Source organism: Actinomadura sp. 9N215 (genome assembly GCF_044326345.1).
Classification (GTDB): domain Bacteria; phylum Actinomycetota; class Actinomycetes; order Streptosporangiales; family Streptosporangiaceae; genus Spirillospora.
Window position 1 is genome coordinate 1 of record NZ_JBIRBA010000043.1, and the last position, 16,106, is coordinate 16,106.

The 16,106-nt window shown below is 66.8% G+C and carries 17 protein-coding genes; 5 read left to right on the plus strand and 12 right to left on the minus strand.

Translation table 11 applies throughout. The annotated features are described in order from the left end of the window. Nucleotides 1–61: 61 nt before the first annotated feature. The 6 genes from ACH34T_RS41795 to ACH34T_RS41820 form a co-directional block, all read right to left on the minus strand. Nucleotides 62–2,149 (minus strand): 3-hydroxyacyl-CoA dehydrogenase NAD-binding domain-containing protein, encoded by a 2,088-nt coding sequence (locus ACH34T_RS41795; protein WP_396026564.1) that lies wholly within the window; start codon nucleotides 2,147–2,149, stop codon nucleotides 62–64. A gap of 50 nt (nucleotides 2,150–2,199) precedes the next feature. Continuing rightward, nucleotides 2,200–3,402: a thiolase family protein gene (locus tag ACH34T_RS41800; RefSeq protein ID WP_396026565.1), complete on the minus strand. Its 1,203-nt coding sequence runs from the start codon at nucleotides 3,400–3,402 to the stop codon at nucleotides 2,200–2,202. A gap of 104 nt (nucleotides 3,403–3,506) precedes the next feature. After that, on the minus strand, nucleotides 3,507–4,871 hold the full coding sequence (locus ACH34T_RS41805) for a sensor histidine kinase (RefSeq protein WP_396026566.1): 1,365 nt from the start codon (nucleotides 4,869–4,871) through the stop codon (nucleotides 3,507–3,509). Further along, nucleotides 4,868–5,530, minus strand: a complete 663-nt coding sequence (locus ACH34T_RS41810; RefSeq protein WP_396026567.1) for a response regulator transcription factor — start codon at nucleotides 5,528–5,530, stop codon at nucleotides 4,868–4,870. The genes ACH34T_RS41805 and ACH34T_RS41810 overlap by 4 nt, the downstream gene beginning before the upstream one ends. Before the next feature lie 58 nt (nucleotides 5,531–5,588). Continuing rightward, the gene (locus ACH34T_RS41815) at nucleotides 5,589–6,422 is read right to left on the minus strand and encodes a hypothetical protein (RefSeq protein ID WP_396026568.1); all 834 of its coding nucleotides are present in this window, start codon (nucleotides 6,420–6,422) and stop codon (nucleotides 5,589–5,591) included. Nucleotides 6,423–6,521: 99 nt separating this feature from the next. Further along, the gene (locus ACH34T_RS41820) at nucleotides 6,522–7,424 is read right to left on the minus strand and encodes an SMP-30/gluconolactonase/LRE family protein (protein WP_396026569.1); all 903 of its coding nucleotides are present in this window, start codon (nucleotides 7,422–7,424) and stop codon (nucleotides 6,522–6,524) included. A 208-nt stretch (nucleotides 7,425–7,632) separates the two neighbouring features. Here ACH34T_RS41820 and ACH34T_RS41825 point away from each other — a divergent pair, with 208 nt between their 5' ends. Continuing rightward, nucleotides 7,633–8,079, plus strand: a complete 447-nt coding sequence (locus ACH34T_RS41825) for a hypothetical protein (protein WP_396026570.1) — start codon at nucleotides 7,633–7,635, stop codon at nucleotides 8,077–8,079. Nucleotides 8,080–8,254: 175 nt separating this feature from the next. Here ACH34T_RS41825 and xerC read toward each other — a convergent pair whose 3' ends face one another. From xerC to ACH34T_RS41855, 6 genes are all read right to left on the minus strand, one after another. Continuing rightward, nucleotides 8,255–9,400 carry a tyrosine recombinase XerC gene (xerC, locus tag ACH34T_RS41830; RefSeq protein ID WP_396026571.1) on the minus strand — a complete coding sequence of 382 codons (1,146 nt, stop codon included), beginning with the start codon at nucleotides 9,398–9,400 and terminating at the stop codon, nucleotides 8,255–8,257. Nucleotides 9,401–9,522: 122 nt separating this feature from the next. Beyond that, on the minus strand, nucleotides 9,523–9,708 hold the full coding sequence (locus ACH34T_RS41835) for a helix-turn-helix domain-containing protein (protein WP_243719723.1): 186 nt from the start codon (nucleotides 9,706–9,708) through the stop codon (nucleotides 9,523–9,525). A gap of 161 nt (nucleotides 9,709–9,869) precedes the next feature. Beyond that, nucleotides 9,870–11,597: an FtsK/SpoIIIE domain-containing protein gene (locus ACH34T_RS41840; RefSeq protein WP_396026572.1), complete on the minus strand. Its 1,728-nt coding sequence runs from the start codon at nucleotides 11,595–11,597 to the stop codon at nucleotides 9,870–9,872. A gap of 59 nt (nucleotides 11,598–11,656) precedes the next feature. Then, nucleotides 11,657–12,001 (minus strand): hypothetical protein, encoded by a 345-nt coding sequence (locus ACH34T_RS41845; protein WP_396026573.1) that lies wholly within the window; start codon nucleotides 11,999–12,001, stop codon nucleotides 11,657–11,659. Between the two features lie 29 nt (nucleotides 12,002–12,030). Beyond that, a complete protein-coding gene (locus ACH34T_RS41850) occupies nucleotides 12,031–12,219 on the minus strand; it encodes a hypothetical protein (RefSeq protein ID WP_396026574.1) in 189 nt (62 codons plus the stop codon). Between the two features lie 163 nt (nucleotides 12,220–12,382). Beyond that, the gene (locus tag ACH34T_RS41855) at nucleotides 12,383–12,592 is read right to left on the minus strand and encodes a hypothetical protein (protein WP_396026575.1); all 210 of its coding nucleotides are present in this window, start codon (nucleotides 12,590–12,592) and stop codon (nucleotides 12,383–12,385) included. A 179-nt stretch (nucleotides 12,593–12,771) separates the two neighbouring features. Between ACH34T_RS41855 and ACH34T_RS41860 the strand changes: the two genes are divergently transcribed. From ACH34T_RS41860 to ACH34T_RS41875, 4 genes are all read left to right on the plus strand, one after another. Continuing rightward, a complete protein-coding gene (locus ACH34T_RS41860; RefSeq protein ID WP_396026576.1) occupies nucleotides 12,772–13,515 on the plus strand; it encodes an XRE family transcriptional regulator in 744 nt (247 codons plus the stop codon). Nucleotides 13,516–13,519: 4 nt separating this feature from the next. Then, complete coding sequence (locus ACH34T_RS41865; RefSeq protein WP_396026577.1) at nucleotides 13,520–13,996, plus strand: NUDIX domain-containing protein; 477 nt, start codon at nucleotides 13,520–13,522, stop codon at nucleotides 13,994–13,996. Nucleotides 13,997–14,573: 577 nt separating this feature from the next. Further along, a complete protein-coding gene (locus tag ACH34T_RS41870) occupies nucleotides 14,574–15,596 on the plus strand; it encodes an ABC-three component system protein (RefSeq protein WP_396026578.1) in 1,023 nt (340 codons plus the stop codon). Further along, nucleotides 15,593–16,060, plus strand: a complete 468-nt coding sequence (locus ACH34T_RS41875; RefSeq protein WP_396026579.1) for an ABC-three component system middle component 2 — start codon at nucleotides 15,593–15,595, stop codon at nucleotides 16,058–16,060. Before ACH34T_RS41870 ends, ACH34T_RS41875 begins: the two co-directional genes overlap by 4 nt. The last annotated feature ends 46 nt before the right edge of the window (nucleotides 16,061–16,106 follow it).

A 16,106-nucleotide genomic window follows, 5' to 3' on the forward strand; every position in this document is an offset into this window, starting at 1 on the left:
CGGGGGGCGCGCCGCCCCTCTTCCGGTGAACGCGCCGCGGCTCGTTCGTGCGGCGCGGGGGTCAGCCGGCCAGGGAGGCGACGCCCGGCGGCAGGAAACGGCGGCCCGTCGCCTTCTCCGAGACGCCGGACCGGTCCAGGTACGGGGTGATGCCGCCGAGGTGGAACGGCCAGCCCGCGCCGAGGATCATGCAGAGGTCGATGTCCTGCGGGGCGGCGACGACGCCCTCGTCCAGCATGATGCGGATCTCGTCGGCGAGCGCCGCCAGCGCCCGGTCGAGGACCTGCTCCTCCGTGGACGGGCTGTCCCCGCCGCCGAAGATCTCCACGGCCTCCGGGTCGAGGGTGAAGTCGGGCCGGTACACGCCGGACTTGCCGGACGCGACCAGCTTCGCCAGGTTGTCCGACAGCGGGAACCGGTCCGGGAAGGCGGCGTGCAGGGTCTCGTTCACGTGCAGCGCGATCGCCGGCCCGACGAGGCCCATCAGCACGAACGGCGGCATCGGCAGGCCCAGCGGCTGGGCGGCGCGCTCGGCGACGTCGATCGGGGTGCCCTCGTCCACCGTCCGGACGATCTCCGCGAGCAGCCGCAGCAGGACGCGGTTGACGACGAACGCCGGTGCGTCCTCGACCAGCACGCACGACTTCTTCAGCGCCCTGCCGGTCGCGAACGCGGTGGCGAGCGTCGCGTCGTCCGTCGCCGCGCCACGGACGATCTCCAGCAGCGGCAGCACCGCGACCGGGTTGAAGAAGTGGAACCCGACCACGCGCTCGGGGTGCCTGAGCCCGGACGCCATCGCGCCGACCGACAGCGACGAGGTGTTCGTCGCGAGGACGCACTCGGCGGAGACGTGCTCCTCGACCTCCGCGAACACCTTCCGCTTGACCGACATCTCCTCGAAGACGGCCTCGATCACGAAGTCGGCGTCGGCGAAGGCGTCCTTGCCGAGCGAGCCGGTGATCAGCGACGTGAGCCGGTTCGCCTTGTCGGGGGACACGCGGCCCTTGGCGAGCAGCTTGTCGATCTCGCCGTGCGCGTAGCCGACGCCCTTGTCGAGCCGCTCCTGGTCGAGGTCGGTCAGCACGACCGGGACCTCGAGGCGGCGCGCGAACAGTAGCGCGAGCTGGGACGCCATCAGCCCCGCGCCGACGACGCCGACCTTGGTCACCGGACGGGCGAGGGCGGCGTCCGGCGCCCCCGCCGGCTCCTTCGCGCGCTTCTGGGTGAGGTCGAACGCGTACAGCCCGGCGCGCAGCTCGTCGCTCATGATCAGGTCGGCGAGTGCTTCGTCCTCGGCGGCGAAGCCCTCGTCTCGGGTGCGGTCCTTGGCGGCGGCGACCAGGTCGAGCGCCTTCAGATAGGACGGCGCCGCGCCGTGCAGCTTGCCGTCGACGTTCCAGCGGGCCATGGCGACGGCGTCGTCCCACGCCCTGCCCTTGTCGATCTCGGCCCGCCGGACGATGATCTCGCCGTTCAGGACGCGGGCCGTCCACGCGAGCGACTCCTCCAGGAAGTCGGCCGGCTCGAAGATCGCGTCCGCGATGCCCAGCTCGTACGCCTGCGGGCCCTTCAGCATGCGGTTCTGCGACAGCGGGTTCTCGATGACGACCTTCAGCGCCTTCTCCGCGCCGATCAGGTTCGGGAGCAGGTACGTCCCGCCCCAGCCGGGGATCAGGCCGAGGAACGTCTCGGGCAGCGCGAACGCCGGGACGCCGGACGAGATCGTCCGGTACGTGCAGTGCAGGCCGATCTCGACGCCGCCGCCCATCGCCGCGCCGTTGTAGTAGGCGAACGACGGGACGTCCAGCTCGCCGAGCCGCCGGAACACGTCGTGGCCCAGCCTGGCGATGGCCGCCGCGTCCTCCCGCCGCCGGATCAGCGGGACGCCCTTGAGGTCCGCGCCCACGGCGAAGATGAACGGCTTCCCGGTGACGCCGACGGCCGCGATGTCGTCGCGTCCGGCGAGCGTGCCGAGGACGGCGTCCAGCTCGGCGAGGCCGCCCGGGCCGAACGTGCTGGGTTTGGTGTGGTCGTGCCCGTTGTCGAGCGTGATGAGCGCGAGCGTGCCCGCGCCGTCGGGCAGCGTCACGTCCCTGACGTGGGCGTGCGTCACGATCTCGTCGGCGACGAGGTCTCCGAGGCTGCTCACTGTGTCCTTCCGGGGGGCCGTCCCCCCGGCCCCCCGAACGACTGCGTCGCTCACTTGGACCCCTCCCAGTTCACGTTCTCCCAGAGGACCGTTCCGCCCATGCCCATGCCCACGCACATCGTGGTCAGTCCGAACCGGACGTCCGGGCGTTCCCCGAACAGGCGGGCCAGCTGGTTCATCAGCCGGACGCCGGACGAGGCGAGCGGGTGCCCGAGGGCGATCGCGCCGCCCCACGGGTTCACCCGCGCGTCGTCGTCGGCGATCTTGAAGTGCTCCAGGAACGCCAGCACCTGCACCGCGAACGCCTCGTTGATCTCGATGAGGCCGATGTCGTCCATGGTCAGGGCGTTGCGGGCGAGGAGCTTCTCGGTGGCGGGGACGGGCCCGACGCCCATCACCTCCGGCTCCACGCCGGCGAACGCGAAGTCGACCAGGCGCATCCGCGCGGTGAGACCGAGCTCGTGAGCGACGTCCTCGGCGGCGAGGAGGCAGGCGGTGGCGCCGTCGTTCAGCCCGGCGGCGTTCCCGGCCGTGACGTTGCCGTGCGCGCGGAACGGCGTCTTCAGCCCGGCCAGGTCGTCGAAGGTGGTGCCGGGGCGCGGCGGCTCGTCCTCCGTCGCGAGCCCCCACCCCTTCTCGGCGGAGCGGATCGCGGTCGGGACGAGGTCCGGCTGGATCTTCCCGGCGGCGTAGGCGGCGGCGACCTTCCGCTGGCTGCGGACGGCGTAGGCGTCCGCGCGGTCCTTGGTGATGCCGGGGAACCGGTCGTGCAGGTTCTCCGCGGTCGAGCCCATCACCAGCGCGGACGGGTCGACGAGCTTCTCGGCGAGGAACCGCGGGTTCGGGTCGACGCCCTCGCCCATCAGGTGCCGCCCCATGTGCTCGACGCCGCCCGCGATGACGACGTCGTACGAGCCGAACGCGATGCCGGCGCCGGTCGTGGTCACGGCCGTCATCGCGCCCGCGCACATCCGGTCGATCGCGTAGCCGGGGACGCTCTTCGGCAGCCCGGCCAGGACGGCGGCGGACCGTCCGATGGTCAGGCCCTGGTCGCCCGTCTGGGTGGTGGCGGCGACGGCGACCTCGTCCACCCGCTCGGGCGGGAGGGACGGGTTGCGGCGCAGCAGCTCGCGGATCGCGCGGACGACCATGTCGTCGGCGCGGGTCTCCGCGTACAGGCCCTTGGGGCCCGCCTTGCCGAACGGTGTGCGTACGCCGTCGACGAACACGACGTCGCGTGCGGTGCGAGGCACGGATCGTCCTCCCTGCGATGGGTCAGCTGGACTCGTGACCCCAATGCTACTCGTCAGTAACCGCTGACGCCGCGCACCACCCCGCACGTCCCGCACACGGCGCGCTAGGGCACCGCGGCTAGGGCCGCCGGAACCGGCTGCTCGGACAGGGGCAGGCGCACGGTGATCGACAGTCCGCCGCCGTCCCGCGGGACGGTCTCGATCGTGCCGCCGTGCGCGTCGACCACCGCCCGGACGATCGACAGCCCGAGGCCCGCGCCGTCGTCCGACCCCGTCCGATCCCGGGACCCCGCCCGGCCGCGCACTCCCTCTCGGGCGGGCGCTCCGTTTCGGCCGGGCGCTCCGCCTTGGTCGGGCGCTCCGTCTCGGTCGCGGGCCGGGGTGCGGAAGCCCGTCCGGTCGGGGGCTGGGGCGCGGGGGGCCGGGCGGTCGGCGCGCAGCCGGCGGAACGGCTCGAAGATCGCGCCGACCTCGTACGAAGGGACCGCCCGTCCCGTGTTGACGACCTGCAGGAACGCCGTGCCGTCCCGCACGCCCGTGCGGACCCACACCCGCCCGTCCCGGACGTTGTACTTCACCGCGTTCTCCAGCAGGTTCACCGCGCAGCGCTCCAGCAGGACGGGATCGCCGGACACCACGGCGGGCGCGAGCCTCGCCTCCACGTCCACGGCCGCCTCCTCGGCCCGGTCGTCGAGATGGTCGAGCGCGCTGCGCACCACGTCCGGCAGCGGCGTCGCGGTCCGGGCGGCCAGGTCCCGCTCGGACCTGGCGAGCGTCAGCAGCCCCTCGATGAGCCGCTCGTGCCGGGCCGTGTTGCCGAGCAGCACGTCCGCGAGCGCCTTCGTCTCCGGCGGGGACCTCCGGCTGGCCAGCGCGACCTCCAGCACCGTCCGGTTGATGGTCAGCGGCGTGCGCAGCTCGTGCGAGGCGTTCGCGACGAAGCGGCGCTGGGCGTCGAAGGCGCGGTTCAGCCGGTCCAGCATCCGGTTGAACGTGTCGGCCAGGTCCTTGATCTCGTCCTGCGGGCCGTCCAGGGCGATCCGCTCGTGCAGGTTGCTCTCCGACAGCCGGCGCGCCGTCGCGGTGACTGCGTGCAGCGGGCGCAGCATCCGCCCCGCGACCACGTACCCGATCGCCACGGCGAGGACGCCGAGCACCAGCATCGTGATCAGGGAGCTCTGCAGCAGCTGCTCGAGCACCTCGCGCTTCTGCTCGGCGACCTGCCGGTTCGCCTCCGCCTTCAACTCCACCAGCGCGCTCACGTCGCCCTCGGACGCCATGTTCCGCAGCCGCGTGAAGGTCGCCGGGGTGACGTCGTCGCCGCTCATCGTGAGGCGCTGGTCCATGGTGCGGACGGTCAGCAGGTACGTCACCGCGACCAGGATCGCCGAGGTGACCAGGAACAGCGACCCGTACACCAGCGTCAGCCGCGTCCGGACGCTCAGCCGGGACGCCCGCGCCGTCCTCATCGCGCCTCCAGCCGGTACCCCGAACCCGTCACGGTCTCGATCACCGGCGGCTGGCCCAGCTTGCGGCGCAGCGTCGCCATCGTGACCCGGACGATGTTGCTGAACGGGTCGATGTTCTCGTCCCACGCACGCTCCAGCAGCCGTTCGGCGCTCACCACGCCGCCCTCCGCCCGCAGCAGCTCCTCCAGCACGGCGAACTCCTTCTTCGTCAGCCGCAGCTCCCGGCCGTCCCGCGCCACCTTCCGCCGGTGCGGGTCGAGCCGGATCCCGCGTCGCTCCAGGACCGGCGGCACCGGCGGTCCCGACCTCCGGCCCAGCGCCCGCACCCGCGCCACCAGCTCGCCGAACACGAACGGCTTCGGCAGGTAGTCGTCGGCGCCGAGGGAGAGCCCGTCCACCCGGTCGTCGACGTCGCCGGCCGCGGTCAGCATCAGAATCCGGGCGGGGCTCCGCCGCTCCACCAGGTCGCGGCACACGTCGTCGCCGTGGACGGTCGGCAGGTCGCGGTCGAGGACCACCACGTCGTACTCGTTGTAGGAGGCCCGCTCCAACGCGTCGTCGCCGTCGTACACCACGTCGACGGCCATCGCCTCTTCGCGGAGCCCCTCGGCGATCGCGTCCGCGAGCACCCGCTCGTCCTCGACGATCAGAACACGCATGCCGCCGAGCATGACCTGCGGGACGTTAAACGCCGGTAAGGACCCGGCACCACGGCAGTTACAGGCTGAGGCAGGTGTAGACGATGGTCGCGGTGCCGCCAGGGGCGAACGACACCGTCCCGCGTACGGAACCGCCCAGGTGGCACAGCAGGGTCGGACGCACCGTGACCGGCACGGACGCCGACCGTCCGGGCTTCAGCTCCCCGTCGCCGCCCGCCGAGATCCGCCCGCCGCTCGCCCGGACCGCGGCCACCGACCAGGTCACCGGGCCGCCCCTGGCGGTGAGCCGGACGTGGCACGTGCTGGGCAGCGCGATCAGATGGAACGCCCGGCAGGGTCTGTCGTCCACCGCGAGCCGTCCGCGCATGCCCGCCGGCTTGTGCCGATCCACGGGCGGGGGCTTGGTCTTCATCGGCTCCGGCGCGTCCCGATGCCCGCCTGGGGACGGCGCCGGCGGCAGCGGAGGGTTCGGCGCGGGCCGCTCGGACGGCCTCGCCGGCGTGTGCATCGCCACGGGCGGAGCGGTCACGTTCCCGCCGTACGTCACCTCGACCAGCAGGAGCATCCCGACCGTCAGCGCGACCCCGGCGACCACCAGCCGGCGGCGCCCGCGGCCCTCCGCCTCCCGGCACTGGTGGCGCACCAGCCCGTACAGCCAGTCCTGTAAGGCCTCCGGGGACGGTACGAGCTCGGGCCTGTCCCGCAGCATGAGAACCGCCGACCGGACGGCCGCCACCGCCCGGTCATGGTCGCCGAGGAGCACCTCGGCGTACTCGACGAGTTCCGGCCCGTACACGCTGTAGACGTGGCCGCCGACCCCCGGGCGCTGATCCCGGAGCGCCTCGACCATCCGCACGTCCTCGCTCGATGCTGGAGCGGAATGCCTGGGCACGGGGAGATTCTAGCGTTTTGGTTACATTTCGGAGCGGTCCGGATCCGGACAGTTGATCACCCAAGGCCTACGTCGCTGGCACGTACCGGATGCGTGTCCTCAGGGCTGGACCGCGATGATGTCGTACGGGGTCTCCGGCGTCGGCGGCGTGCTGAACCGCGCGTTCGGGAGGTACAGCCGCGGCCCGGCCTTCGCCACGGTCGTCGGGACGTCGAACCGCGGATCGGTCAGCTTCTTGACGACCTTCCCCTCGGTGGCCTCGTCGTTCAGCTCGATCACGGCCACGGAGTTGAGCTGGTTCTGCACCGCGTACAGGGTCTTGCCGTCGGCCAGGATGCCGTCCCCGGCCCGCAGCGTCTCGCCGTGCAGGTCGAGCGCCTTCGTGACCCCGGTCCCCGGATCGACCTTGAACAGCTTTCCGGTGTTGGACTGGATGACGATCAGCGACTTACCGTCCGGGGCCACCGCGATGCCGTTCGCGTTGAAGCCCTCCTGGAAGACGATGTCCCCGGTCAGCGGCAGCGTCTTGACCGGCCCGCACCCTTCGAGCGGGATCTGGTAGAGCCTCGGATTGAACGAGTCCGTGAACCACGCGCCGTCGCTGGCGACGGTGACGTCGTTGACGAAGGCCCGTTCCTGCGTGAGCTTGTACGACTGCAGGACGTTCCCCGACTTGGTGTCCACGACCCGCGCGTCCCCGGCCGACCCGCCGGCCACGTACAGCATTTCGCCGCGGATCTTCATGCCGAGCGACGGCGTCCCCGGCCCCTTGTTGATCACCTCGCCCTTTCCGGTGTCCAGGTCGGCCCGGTAGATCGCGCCCGTCGCCCGCGAGCCGAGGAACGCCACCGGCCCGGGCCCGGCCGCGATGCCCTCCGGCTGGAACCCGGCAGGCAACGGGATCTTGTCGGGCGGCGCCGCCCTGTCGGCGTGCGCGGAGGCCGCCCCTCCGGGAACCAGCAGCGCGGCCGTCAACGTGGTGATGAGAATTCGAGTCCACATGCCCACCAACGTCCCGCACCCGGCCCCCGCGAACCAGACCCATTGAACGCGGGTTATGCCATAGCATCCGCAACGCCCCTGCTCAGCGGACAGAAGACACCGCCATGGCACGCATTAACGGCACGCTAAGCCTACTCATGCCGGATGCTTTCGAGCCGAGTTCGATCATGCGCCGGAGCGTCCGGCTCGAAATGAGTAGCCTGAGATCATGGGCCAGAGCACGGTAGAAGCCCTGTCGGCCATCGGATACGAGCGTGTTCACGTTGAGTCCGACTGGTACGACGGGCCGCGAGGCGGCGTGGCGGATATCGCGGGCGCCGCCCACTACTTCCGAGCCGTGCACGATTACGGAGAGAATGACGAATTCTATGTCTGGCCGGCGAGCCCTGACGCCCTGACCATGGAACGGGAGCAATGGGCGATCTTCGTGGCCTGGAACGACCGCTACGAGGCAAGGACCACCTCGGTCGAGAGACATCCGGGACAAGGCGGGATCGACGCACGCTATGACGAGCTAGAAGAACTCTTGGCCCCTCATCGCATCGTCCCGGCCGACGCTCGGCGAATGCAGGCCGAATGGCGGGGAACCGACCAGCCCCAGCGCTACCACCTGGACGGCCCCGCATACCTGGGAAGGTGGCGACCACCCGAATAAGCCGTCACCCGGTGGTCTCCGACGACATGCTCGCCTCCTCCCTCGTCCGAGGAGCCACAAGAGCCCGAGCGGGAACCAACGCCGCGCGGTTAATGCGGGTTTCGTCTCGATCTTGCTTCCGTGCCTGCTCAACGGGTCGGGTAGCGTCGGAGGGAGCCGAATCTGGAGCCATTCTCTAGGCTGACCTGCTCTTCTTGTCTTTGAAGATGACGTTCATCTTCTCGGCACCGGTGGTGATCACGGGCCGGAGTTGGTGACGGTAGACGGTTCGGGTGGTGCGCGTGTCTGAGTGGCCTACGAGGTCGCTGATCTTCTCTAGGGCTACGTCGTTGTCGCTCATGATGGACACGAACGTGTGCCGCAGTTCGCGCGGCACCCACGTGGCACCGATGCCAGCCGCTTGTGTGATGCGCTGGAAGCGGCGTAGGACGTCATCGCTTGTGTAGGGCGTCCCGTCCTCCTTGCAGAAGACGAGGTTGTGTCCCTGCCACGCGTCCCCTGCGGCGAGCTTCTCGGCGGCCTGACGCTTGCGGAGTGTCGTGAGCGCGTCAACGGCCATGTCCGCCATGGCGATGCCTCTGCGGCTCTTCTCGGTCTTCGTGTCGCCTCCTTCGCGGTCGGAGCGGAGGACGTAGACGACCTTCTTCTTGAGATCCACGTTCGCCCACGTGAGCGCCCGGAGTTCTTCCGTGCGAAGACCGGAGACAATTGCGAGGATGACGTATGCCCCAAGTCGGTGCTTCGGATCCTGTGCGGTCTTGAGCAGTTTGGTCGCTTGCTTGAGGGACATGGACCGCGACCGTCGCGCAGGCCGCTTCCCCTGCGGAGTGTCGACCAGTAGGGCCACGTTCCGTCCCACCTTGTCGCGCCGCTCTGCGAGCCGGATCGACCGGCGGAGAAGGCCGTGGACGATCTTGAGCGTCTGCGTGGACATCACTTCGGCGCATTGGCCAAGCCACGTCTCGACGTCGTCCGCCGTGAGGTCCGTGACCTTGATCTTGCCGAGTTTGGCGATGATGTGGTGATCGACAAGGCCGCGATAGGTGCGCATCGTCGCCTTGCTCTTGCCTTGCTTGGCAAGGTGGGAGAGCAGGGCATCCGCAGCCTTCTCTACCGTGTAGTTGCGATCGGCCTGGACTCCCTTCTCAAGCTCGTTGACCAGGTCTTTCAGCTTCGCCTTGACGATCTCCTTCGTCTTCCCCTTCCTCTTTTGGCGGTTGCGCGTCCCGTCCGGCTTGAACCCGAGCGAGATAGCCCCCGTGTAGCCATTGCCCTCCGGATAGATGGTTGCGTCGTAGTTGCCGATGAGGATCTTTGCCAACGGATCCCTCCCTCGTATCGATCGAGGTCACCACAGACTCTAACTCAAGACGTCCCAAGACGTCCCAAGGTTGGGAGGTCCGTTTCGGGCGAGTGACCGGACGGACCTCCCGGCAGGTGGGGTCAGTGCGTCTCTTCGAGGGCGGGTTCTTCGAGGGAGGTGACGAACTCGGCGAGGTGCCGGTCAGTGATGCGGCGCAGCTTGCCGATCTTGATGCTGCGGAGTTGGCCAGTACGAATCAGGAAGTAGACCTTGTCCCGTCCGATGTTGAGGATCTCGGCCACTTGCTCAACGGTGTACGCCTGCACGAGACACCACCTCCTCTCACCCGGGCGTCATCCCAGGTCATGTGGTGTTGGGTTGTTGATCATCTCCTTGGCTACGGTGAGTGCTCGTCTCCGTCTCATCTCACGGATGTCTCTCCCGCCCTTACGTGCAGGCGTGCGCGTGAGACGAGACGTTGAGACGACTACCGGACGTGATCGGCCGCCTTGTAGCGGCCACGCGTGACTTGGACGGCCCGGCCGGTCTTCACGAGTTCGGCGAGGCGGCGGTAGAGAGTGGGTCGGCTCATCTGCGTGATCATCAGAAGGTGAGCGATCGGAAGGCCCTCGTCCGGCGCGCCGTCCAGGGCTTCCCTCAGAACGGTCTCGGCCGTGTCGTCACTGGGCGGCATCACGGGGATGGACGGCTCGGATACGGGCGTCATGCGCGCCTCGTCCAGCGCACGAAGGGAGACCTCGTCCAGGACCGGACGGACGCTAGCGTGCCGCTCTGCTGTCTCTGCCACGGTGGCATCGGTGAGCAGGTAGGCGCGGCCTCGTCGGGGTGTGTCGTGTTCGGGTGCGGAGAGTAGGAACTTTCCGGGAGCGTGGAGGGTGTGGGCGTGCCATCCAGCGTTCAGCATGCCTTGCCCAAGGATGAGATCGACGTCCTTACGTTCCCGGACGCGGAAGCTGACGCGTACATCCATTTGAGAGCGGACGGCACCCTTCCCCATGGCCTTCTGTGTGGGCCGCTGAGTAGCCGCAATCAGCGTCACGGCGACGGCGCGTCCTCGCCGCGCGATTGAGTCCGTGTCGCTGGTGGCATCCGGGGCGTCGTCGGCGAGTTCGGCGTACTCGTCCACGATGATGACGAGCGCGGGGAGCTCCGGTGTCGGCTCCCATACGCGCCGCCCATGCGCGGTGAGCCATTCGGCGCGCGCCTCAAGAACGGTGACGGCGTCGCGCAGCATGGCGCGGGCTTGTTCCGGTGTGGTGGCGAGTCGATCGATGCACGATGCCCACGGCTGGAGTTCCATGCCGCGCTTGAGGTCGATAGCCCACACGACCACGTCACGGCACGCGCTGAGGTTCCCCATCAGGACATTGATTCCACCGCTCTTGCCCGAACCGGCCACACCTCCGAAAAGCCCGTGACGTCGCAGCAGCAGGACGCGCGCGCCGGTCGCGTCTTCGAACGGCCCGAGGTCGATCGGCTCGGTAATGGACGAGACGGACGGTCCAGGCCACGGAATCGCATCGGCGTGCGGGTCGGTGTCGAGTACCCGCAGTTCGAACCGGTTGGCTTTGTCGTCGCGCGTCGGAGAGACACGCACAGCACCCCGGAACGTCCCAAGCGCTGACTCGATCGCTGAAATCTTCCCGATGACATCCTGGATCGTTTGACCGCGCGCCAGGGCGAACCGTGCACGCCATCCCCATACGTCCACTACCGCGGATTGTGCGCGTGAGCCTGCAAGCCCAACCGCCTGCGCAATTTCCGGCCACGCGGTCAACTGCCGATCAACGTGCACTCTGGCGCGCCTTCTCCGATGCGTCCACCAGGGAACGGCGAGCAGGAATCCGCCACCGGCGAGCATGAGGGGAAGCGGACGGAAAGTGACGCCCAGCGCGGTAGCGGCAGCCAGCCACCCACCGCCAACCATGGCGACGGTAGCGGCATAAACCCGCTCCACTCGCAGGGCGAGCCCGACCCTTTCCCCGAACGTGGCGAACGCCCACGCGGCCACCACTGCGATACCCACCGGCCACGGCCACCATTCCGCGTGCGTGAGGTGCAGGAGCGCACCCCCAAGGGCGAGCGCGGTCACCAGGTAGACCGGTGCCAGCTCGGACCGATAGCGCCACAGGGCACGCGCGACGAGCACAGCGGCGACGTCCGGGAACTGGTCGTCACGGTCGATGATCACCATGGGCTGAAGCCCATTGCGACGAATCTTCCGAGCCTGCCGCCGCATCTGCCTTGTGCGATTCATGAACGCCCCCAAGTGTCCGGGGGCAGATGTCCCTGCGCGCGTAGCTCGTCCCGCAGGTAGTACAGCGGATCCGGTTCGGCGTCGCGTTGGGCGTTGAGGGTGGCGCGTCCGGCGGCCACCAGGTTCGCGCGGTCCCGCCGTACCTTGGCCAGTTCGGACGCAAGCCGGGTGATCTCGGAGACAAGGGCAGGGACGTCGGCGAGCGCGCCGTTCAGGCGAATCCAGAGATCCTCGATGGCCGGCATCGCGGCTGACAGGTGGGAGACGATTTCCCGCGCGGCGAGGTTACGCGTACGGACCTCCTGAACGTTGACCTTGACGCTTGGCGGTATGTCAGGCACTAGGGCATCCCTCCTTTCGGTCGGGGACGTCAGTGCTGAGAGACGGATTGGACGAGTACGGAGACCAGTCGGCGGATCTCCGGCGCGGCACTGGTCGCGGCGAGGAAGAATCCGAAGAGCAGGCACACGGCGATGTGCCAGCCACGTAGCCCCATGTACCGCCACGCGACCCACACCACGGCGCCGAGGATCACGACCAGGGGAACCGAGACGTTCACGGCCTCACCCCTCACAGCCACAGGTCCGGGTACCGCGAACCGCGCCCCCGCCGCAGCCACCGGGCGCGGGCGCGGCACTTGCGGCACCGCCGGTTACCGGGCTCGACCCGCGCGCCACACGCGCACGAGTGGCCGGTGATGACGCGAGGCATTCGCCGCATACTCACCGCCCCGCCGGGACGTGGTCCGGGGTGTCGTCGCACGTCTGGGTGCTGAGCAGACGCCGCGAGGCCGTACCGCTGGGGGAGGACTCGCCGCGCCCCTGCATCACCCGGCGCTCTTCGGCGTGGATGCCGATGACGAGCATGGCGAAGATTCCGCAGATGGCGCCGGCGAGGAAGACGGCGAGGATCGAAGCCAGGACGAGGATCATGTGCGATCACTCCTCTCGTAAGGCCCGTATCCGGCGGGGGCGGTTCCGGGCGGTCGGTGACCTACGAGAAAGAGCGTGCGCTTGACCTGGGGGACGAGATCACTACATGACTGGACGTGTTCATGACGTCCTCATAGGGTTGACCGCGTCCTAGGACGTCCCGGATCTCGGACGGGTGCATGCCGAACGAACGCCTACGCGCCACTCTGCTAGAGCAGGGCCTGACTATCGCCACGCTCGCCGAGTCGATCGACGTGGACCCCAAGACGGTAGAACGCTGGATCACCAAAGACCGCACTCCATACCGACGCCACCGCTACGCAGTAGCTTCGCGCCTAGGCGTAGACGAAACGTTCCTCTGGCCGGACGCGCTCACCAATGAGCAAGTCACCGCAGCGTCCAGCAGCGAACTAGTGACGATCTACCCGCACCGAACATCCGTCCCAAGGGACGCATGGGGACGTCTCTTCGCCGCGGCCAAGGAAGAGATCGGCGTCCTGGTCTACTCCGGCCTCTTCCTCTCCGAAGACGCCGGTATCCAACGAACGCTCGCCGAGAAAGCCAGAGCTGGCGTCCGCGTTCGCCTCCTCCTAGGCGACCCAGACAGCCCGCAGGTAGCTGAACGCGGCACAGACGAGGGCGTAGACGACGCCATGGCCGCAAAAATCCGCAACGCCCTCGTCCTCTACAAGAACCTCCGCAAACAAGACGGCGTCGAGTTCCGCTCCCATCGCACGGTCCTCTACAACTCCATCTACCGTGCAGACGACCAGCTCCTCATCAACACCCACGTCTACGGCGTCACAGCTGCCCACGCCCCCGTCTGGCACCTACGCCGCATAGCCGGCGGCGACCTGGTGAACACCTACCTAGAGAGCTTCGAACGCGTCTGGGAAACCGCCACACCCATACCGGGGGACTGATCACATGGGCCGCAGAATCGACTACTACGACGATCCCAACGCCCCCAAGGCCAACAGCCTCGTCCCGTCCGTCAACGTCGTCGTAGAGAACGACAAGGGCGAGATCCTCATGATCCGCCGCACCGACAATGGCAACTGGGCCCTACCAGGCGGCGCAATAGACCTAGGCGAGTCCGTAACCCAAGCCGCCATCCGCGAAACCAAAGAAGAAACCGGCATCGACGTAGAGATCACCGGCCTAGTAGGCATCTACAGCGACCCCAAACACATAATCCACTACACCAGCAACAACGAAGTCCGCCAGGAGTTCAGCATCGTCCTCATTGCCCGTCCCATCAGTGGCCAACCCACACCCAGCAGTGAATCGAGTGAGGTCCGCTGGATCGCCTCGACCAGAATCCCCAAACTTCAGATAGATCAATCAATGATGCTTCGCCTCAGAAGCTATCTAACGGCTCCAAATAGTCCGATCGTGCACTAGCGATAATTGGCGCATCTGGCGGACACGGTTGCCCGCAGAACTAGCCAATTCCCCGTCGCCCGCTAGCCCAGGTGCCTCACTGCGTGACCTGGTCCGCGATCTTCGCCGCAGCACTGGTTCGCAAGCCCATTGAGTCCACGAGGCGCTGGTTGGGGCTCCCCAGTCCTTCACCGGTTTGCCGAGTACACCTCAGGTGGTGGCCAACATCGGTCACATCGGCATGACGGTCTTCGGCCTTGGCGAAAATACCCAGTACATTCCATCCAGATCGGCACCCTCACAGCGAGAATGATCAAGGCGATGATCGTCCGTATGCCGCCCTTGAGAGATCGCCCTGCAAGAGGCGTCGTGGCCTTCCGAGAGCAAGGTCACCTCTACGAGCCCCAGCGGGCCAATCTGCAAGTTAGCTGTGCGGCCAGACCATCTGAGGCAACCCTGTGGTGTTCCGCAGGCGGCCGCGGAGTGATATCTGAAAACGCGTGTCGAGTTGAGCGGGGGTAGGGTGCCGGATCCACAAGCGAATGAGCCGGTCGGTGAGCCGTTGCCTCCCCTGACAGTGCTACCTCATACGTTGCGTATGGCACCAATACCGCCGCCGAAGAAGCTTGTCCCCTTCTACGATCCGGAGGAGTTTGAAGAGTTCGTAAAAGAGTGGATCCCGGCTCTCAAAAATAAGTACGTTCTAGTTGAGAGGCACGGCGGTTCTGGAGATCATGGTATCGATGTAGCAGGTTATTTGTCGCCACAGCGACTGGAGGGAGATTGGCATAACTATCAGTGCAAGCGCTATAGCTCTGCAGTTACTTGGTCTACTGCGGCTCAGGAAATGCGCAAAATGTTTGTAGCCGCCGCGGCTGGTCACTTCACAATACCGACAAGATATGTCTTTGTTGCCCCTATAATCGCTCGCAGTCTCCAACGTCAACTTGCCAAACCGGGCGACAGTCGAGGCAGGTTCCTCGCGGAATTTGCCAAAACCGGGGATAGGCTTGTGGCGGATCTAAGTGATGAGGAGCGAAAAGTTGTCTATGAGCTGGCCGGCGCCACTGATTTCTCCATATTCGAAAGCGTTGACCTTGATGAGATGCTTGAACTTCACCAGACCACTCGTCACTGGACTTCGCGTTTCCCGCATGCCCCTCTTTCTCGTGGGCCTGAAAACATAATTCCACCCACGCAGCACAGCGAAGTGGAAACCCGTTATATCCAGCAACTTGTTGACGTCTATCGAGAAAGATTTCCTGAGGCCATAGCGGCTCTTGAGCACGTTTCTGATGTAGCGTCGGCTGCCGCGCATCTAAAACGGCAGCGTGAAGCCTTCTATGCCGCTGAATCATTGCGAGTATTCGCCCGTGACGCGACTACACCGGGACACTTTGAAAGAGTGATGCAGGATGTTTACGACATGGTCATAGAGGTGGCGGAATGTCATTATCCTGACGGATGGGACCGCCATGCAGCGGTCACTTCCGCTGCAGGGGTTGTGCAGCTGACCCCGACAATCTTGACTCCCTTTGTGGAACCAAATGCTCGCAAAGGTGTTTGCCATCACTTGGCGAACCAGGATCGTTTGATTTGGTGCCAAGGAGAAGGCGGGTGACCGCGGAAATAGCAGCGACTCCACTCAATAGCCCACTAGAAGTAGGAGTGCGTGCTCTTGTTCTTTTGGCTGAAAAACATCCTGAATCCCTCGACCTTGCACAACTTGTAGTACTGGATCACGTTTTGCTCCACAGCGGTGAGTTTGGCGGTCCACCCAGCTTGCATCCAAATCTGCCAGCACAGGCAGGAGAGATCGGAATGAAAAGGCGGCTCTTAGAGCAGGGGTTGTTGGTTTTGATCAGAGCTGGTCTGGCTGGCATCGAAGATCGACGTGAGGGTCTCATGTATGCAGCTACCGATCGTGGGCCAGTCTTCGTTGACGTGCTTGAGGCTCCTTATGTGGAGGCCCTACGCGAACGCGCCGAGTGGGTGGTTCACCAATACTTCCCTACAGTCAATGCGCGTGATGCTACCCGAGATATTGTGAACCGCTCACACGGCGAGTATCTGGGGGGCGGGTAATGTGACTGACTTGCGCTTGACTCATCTTACTTACGCTGGGGTAGGT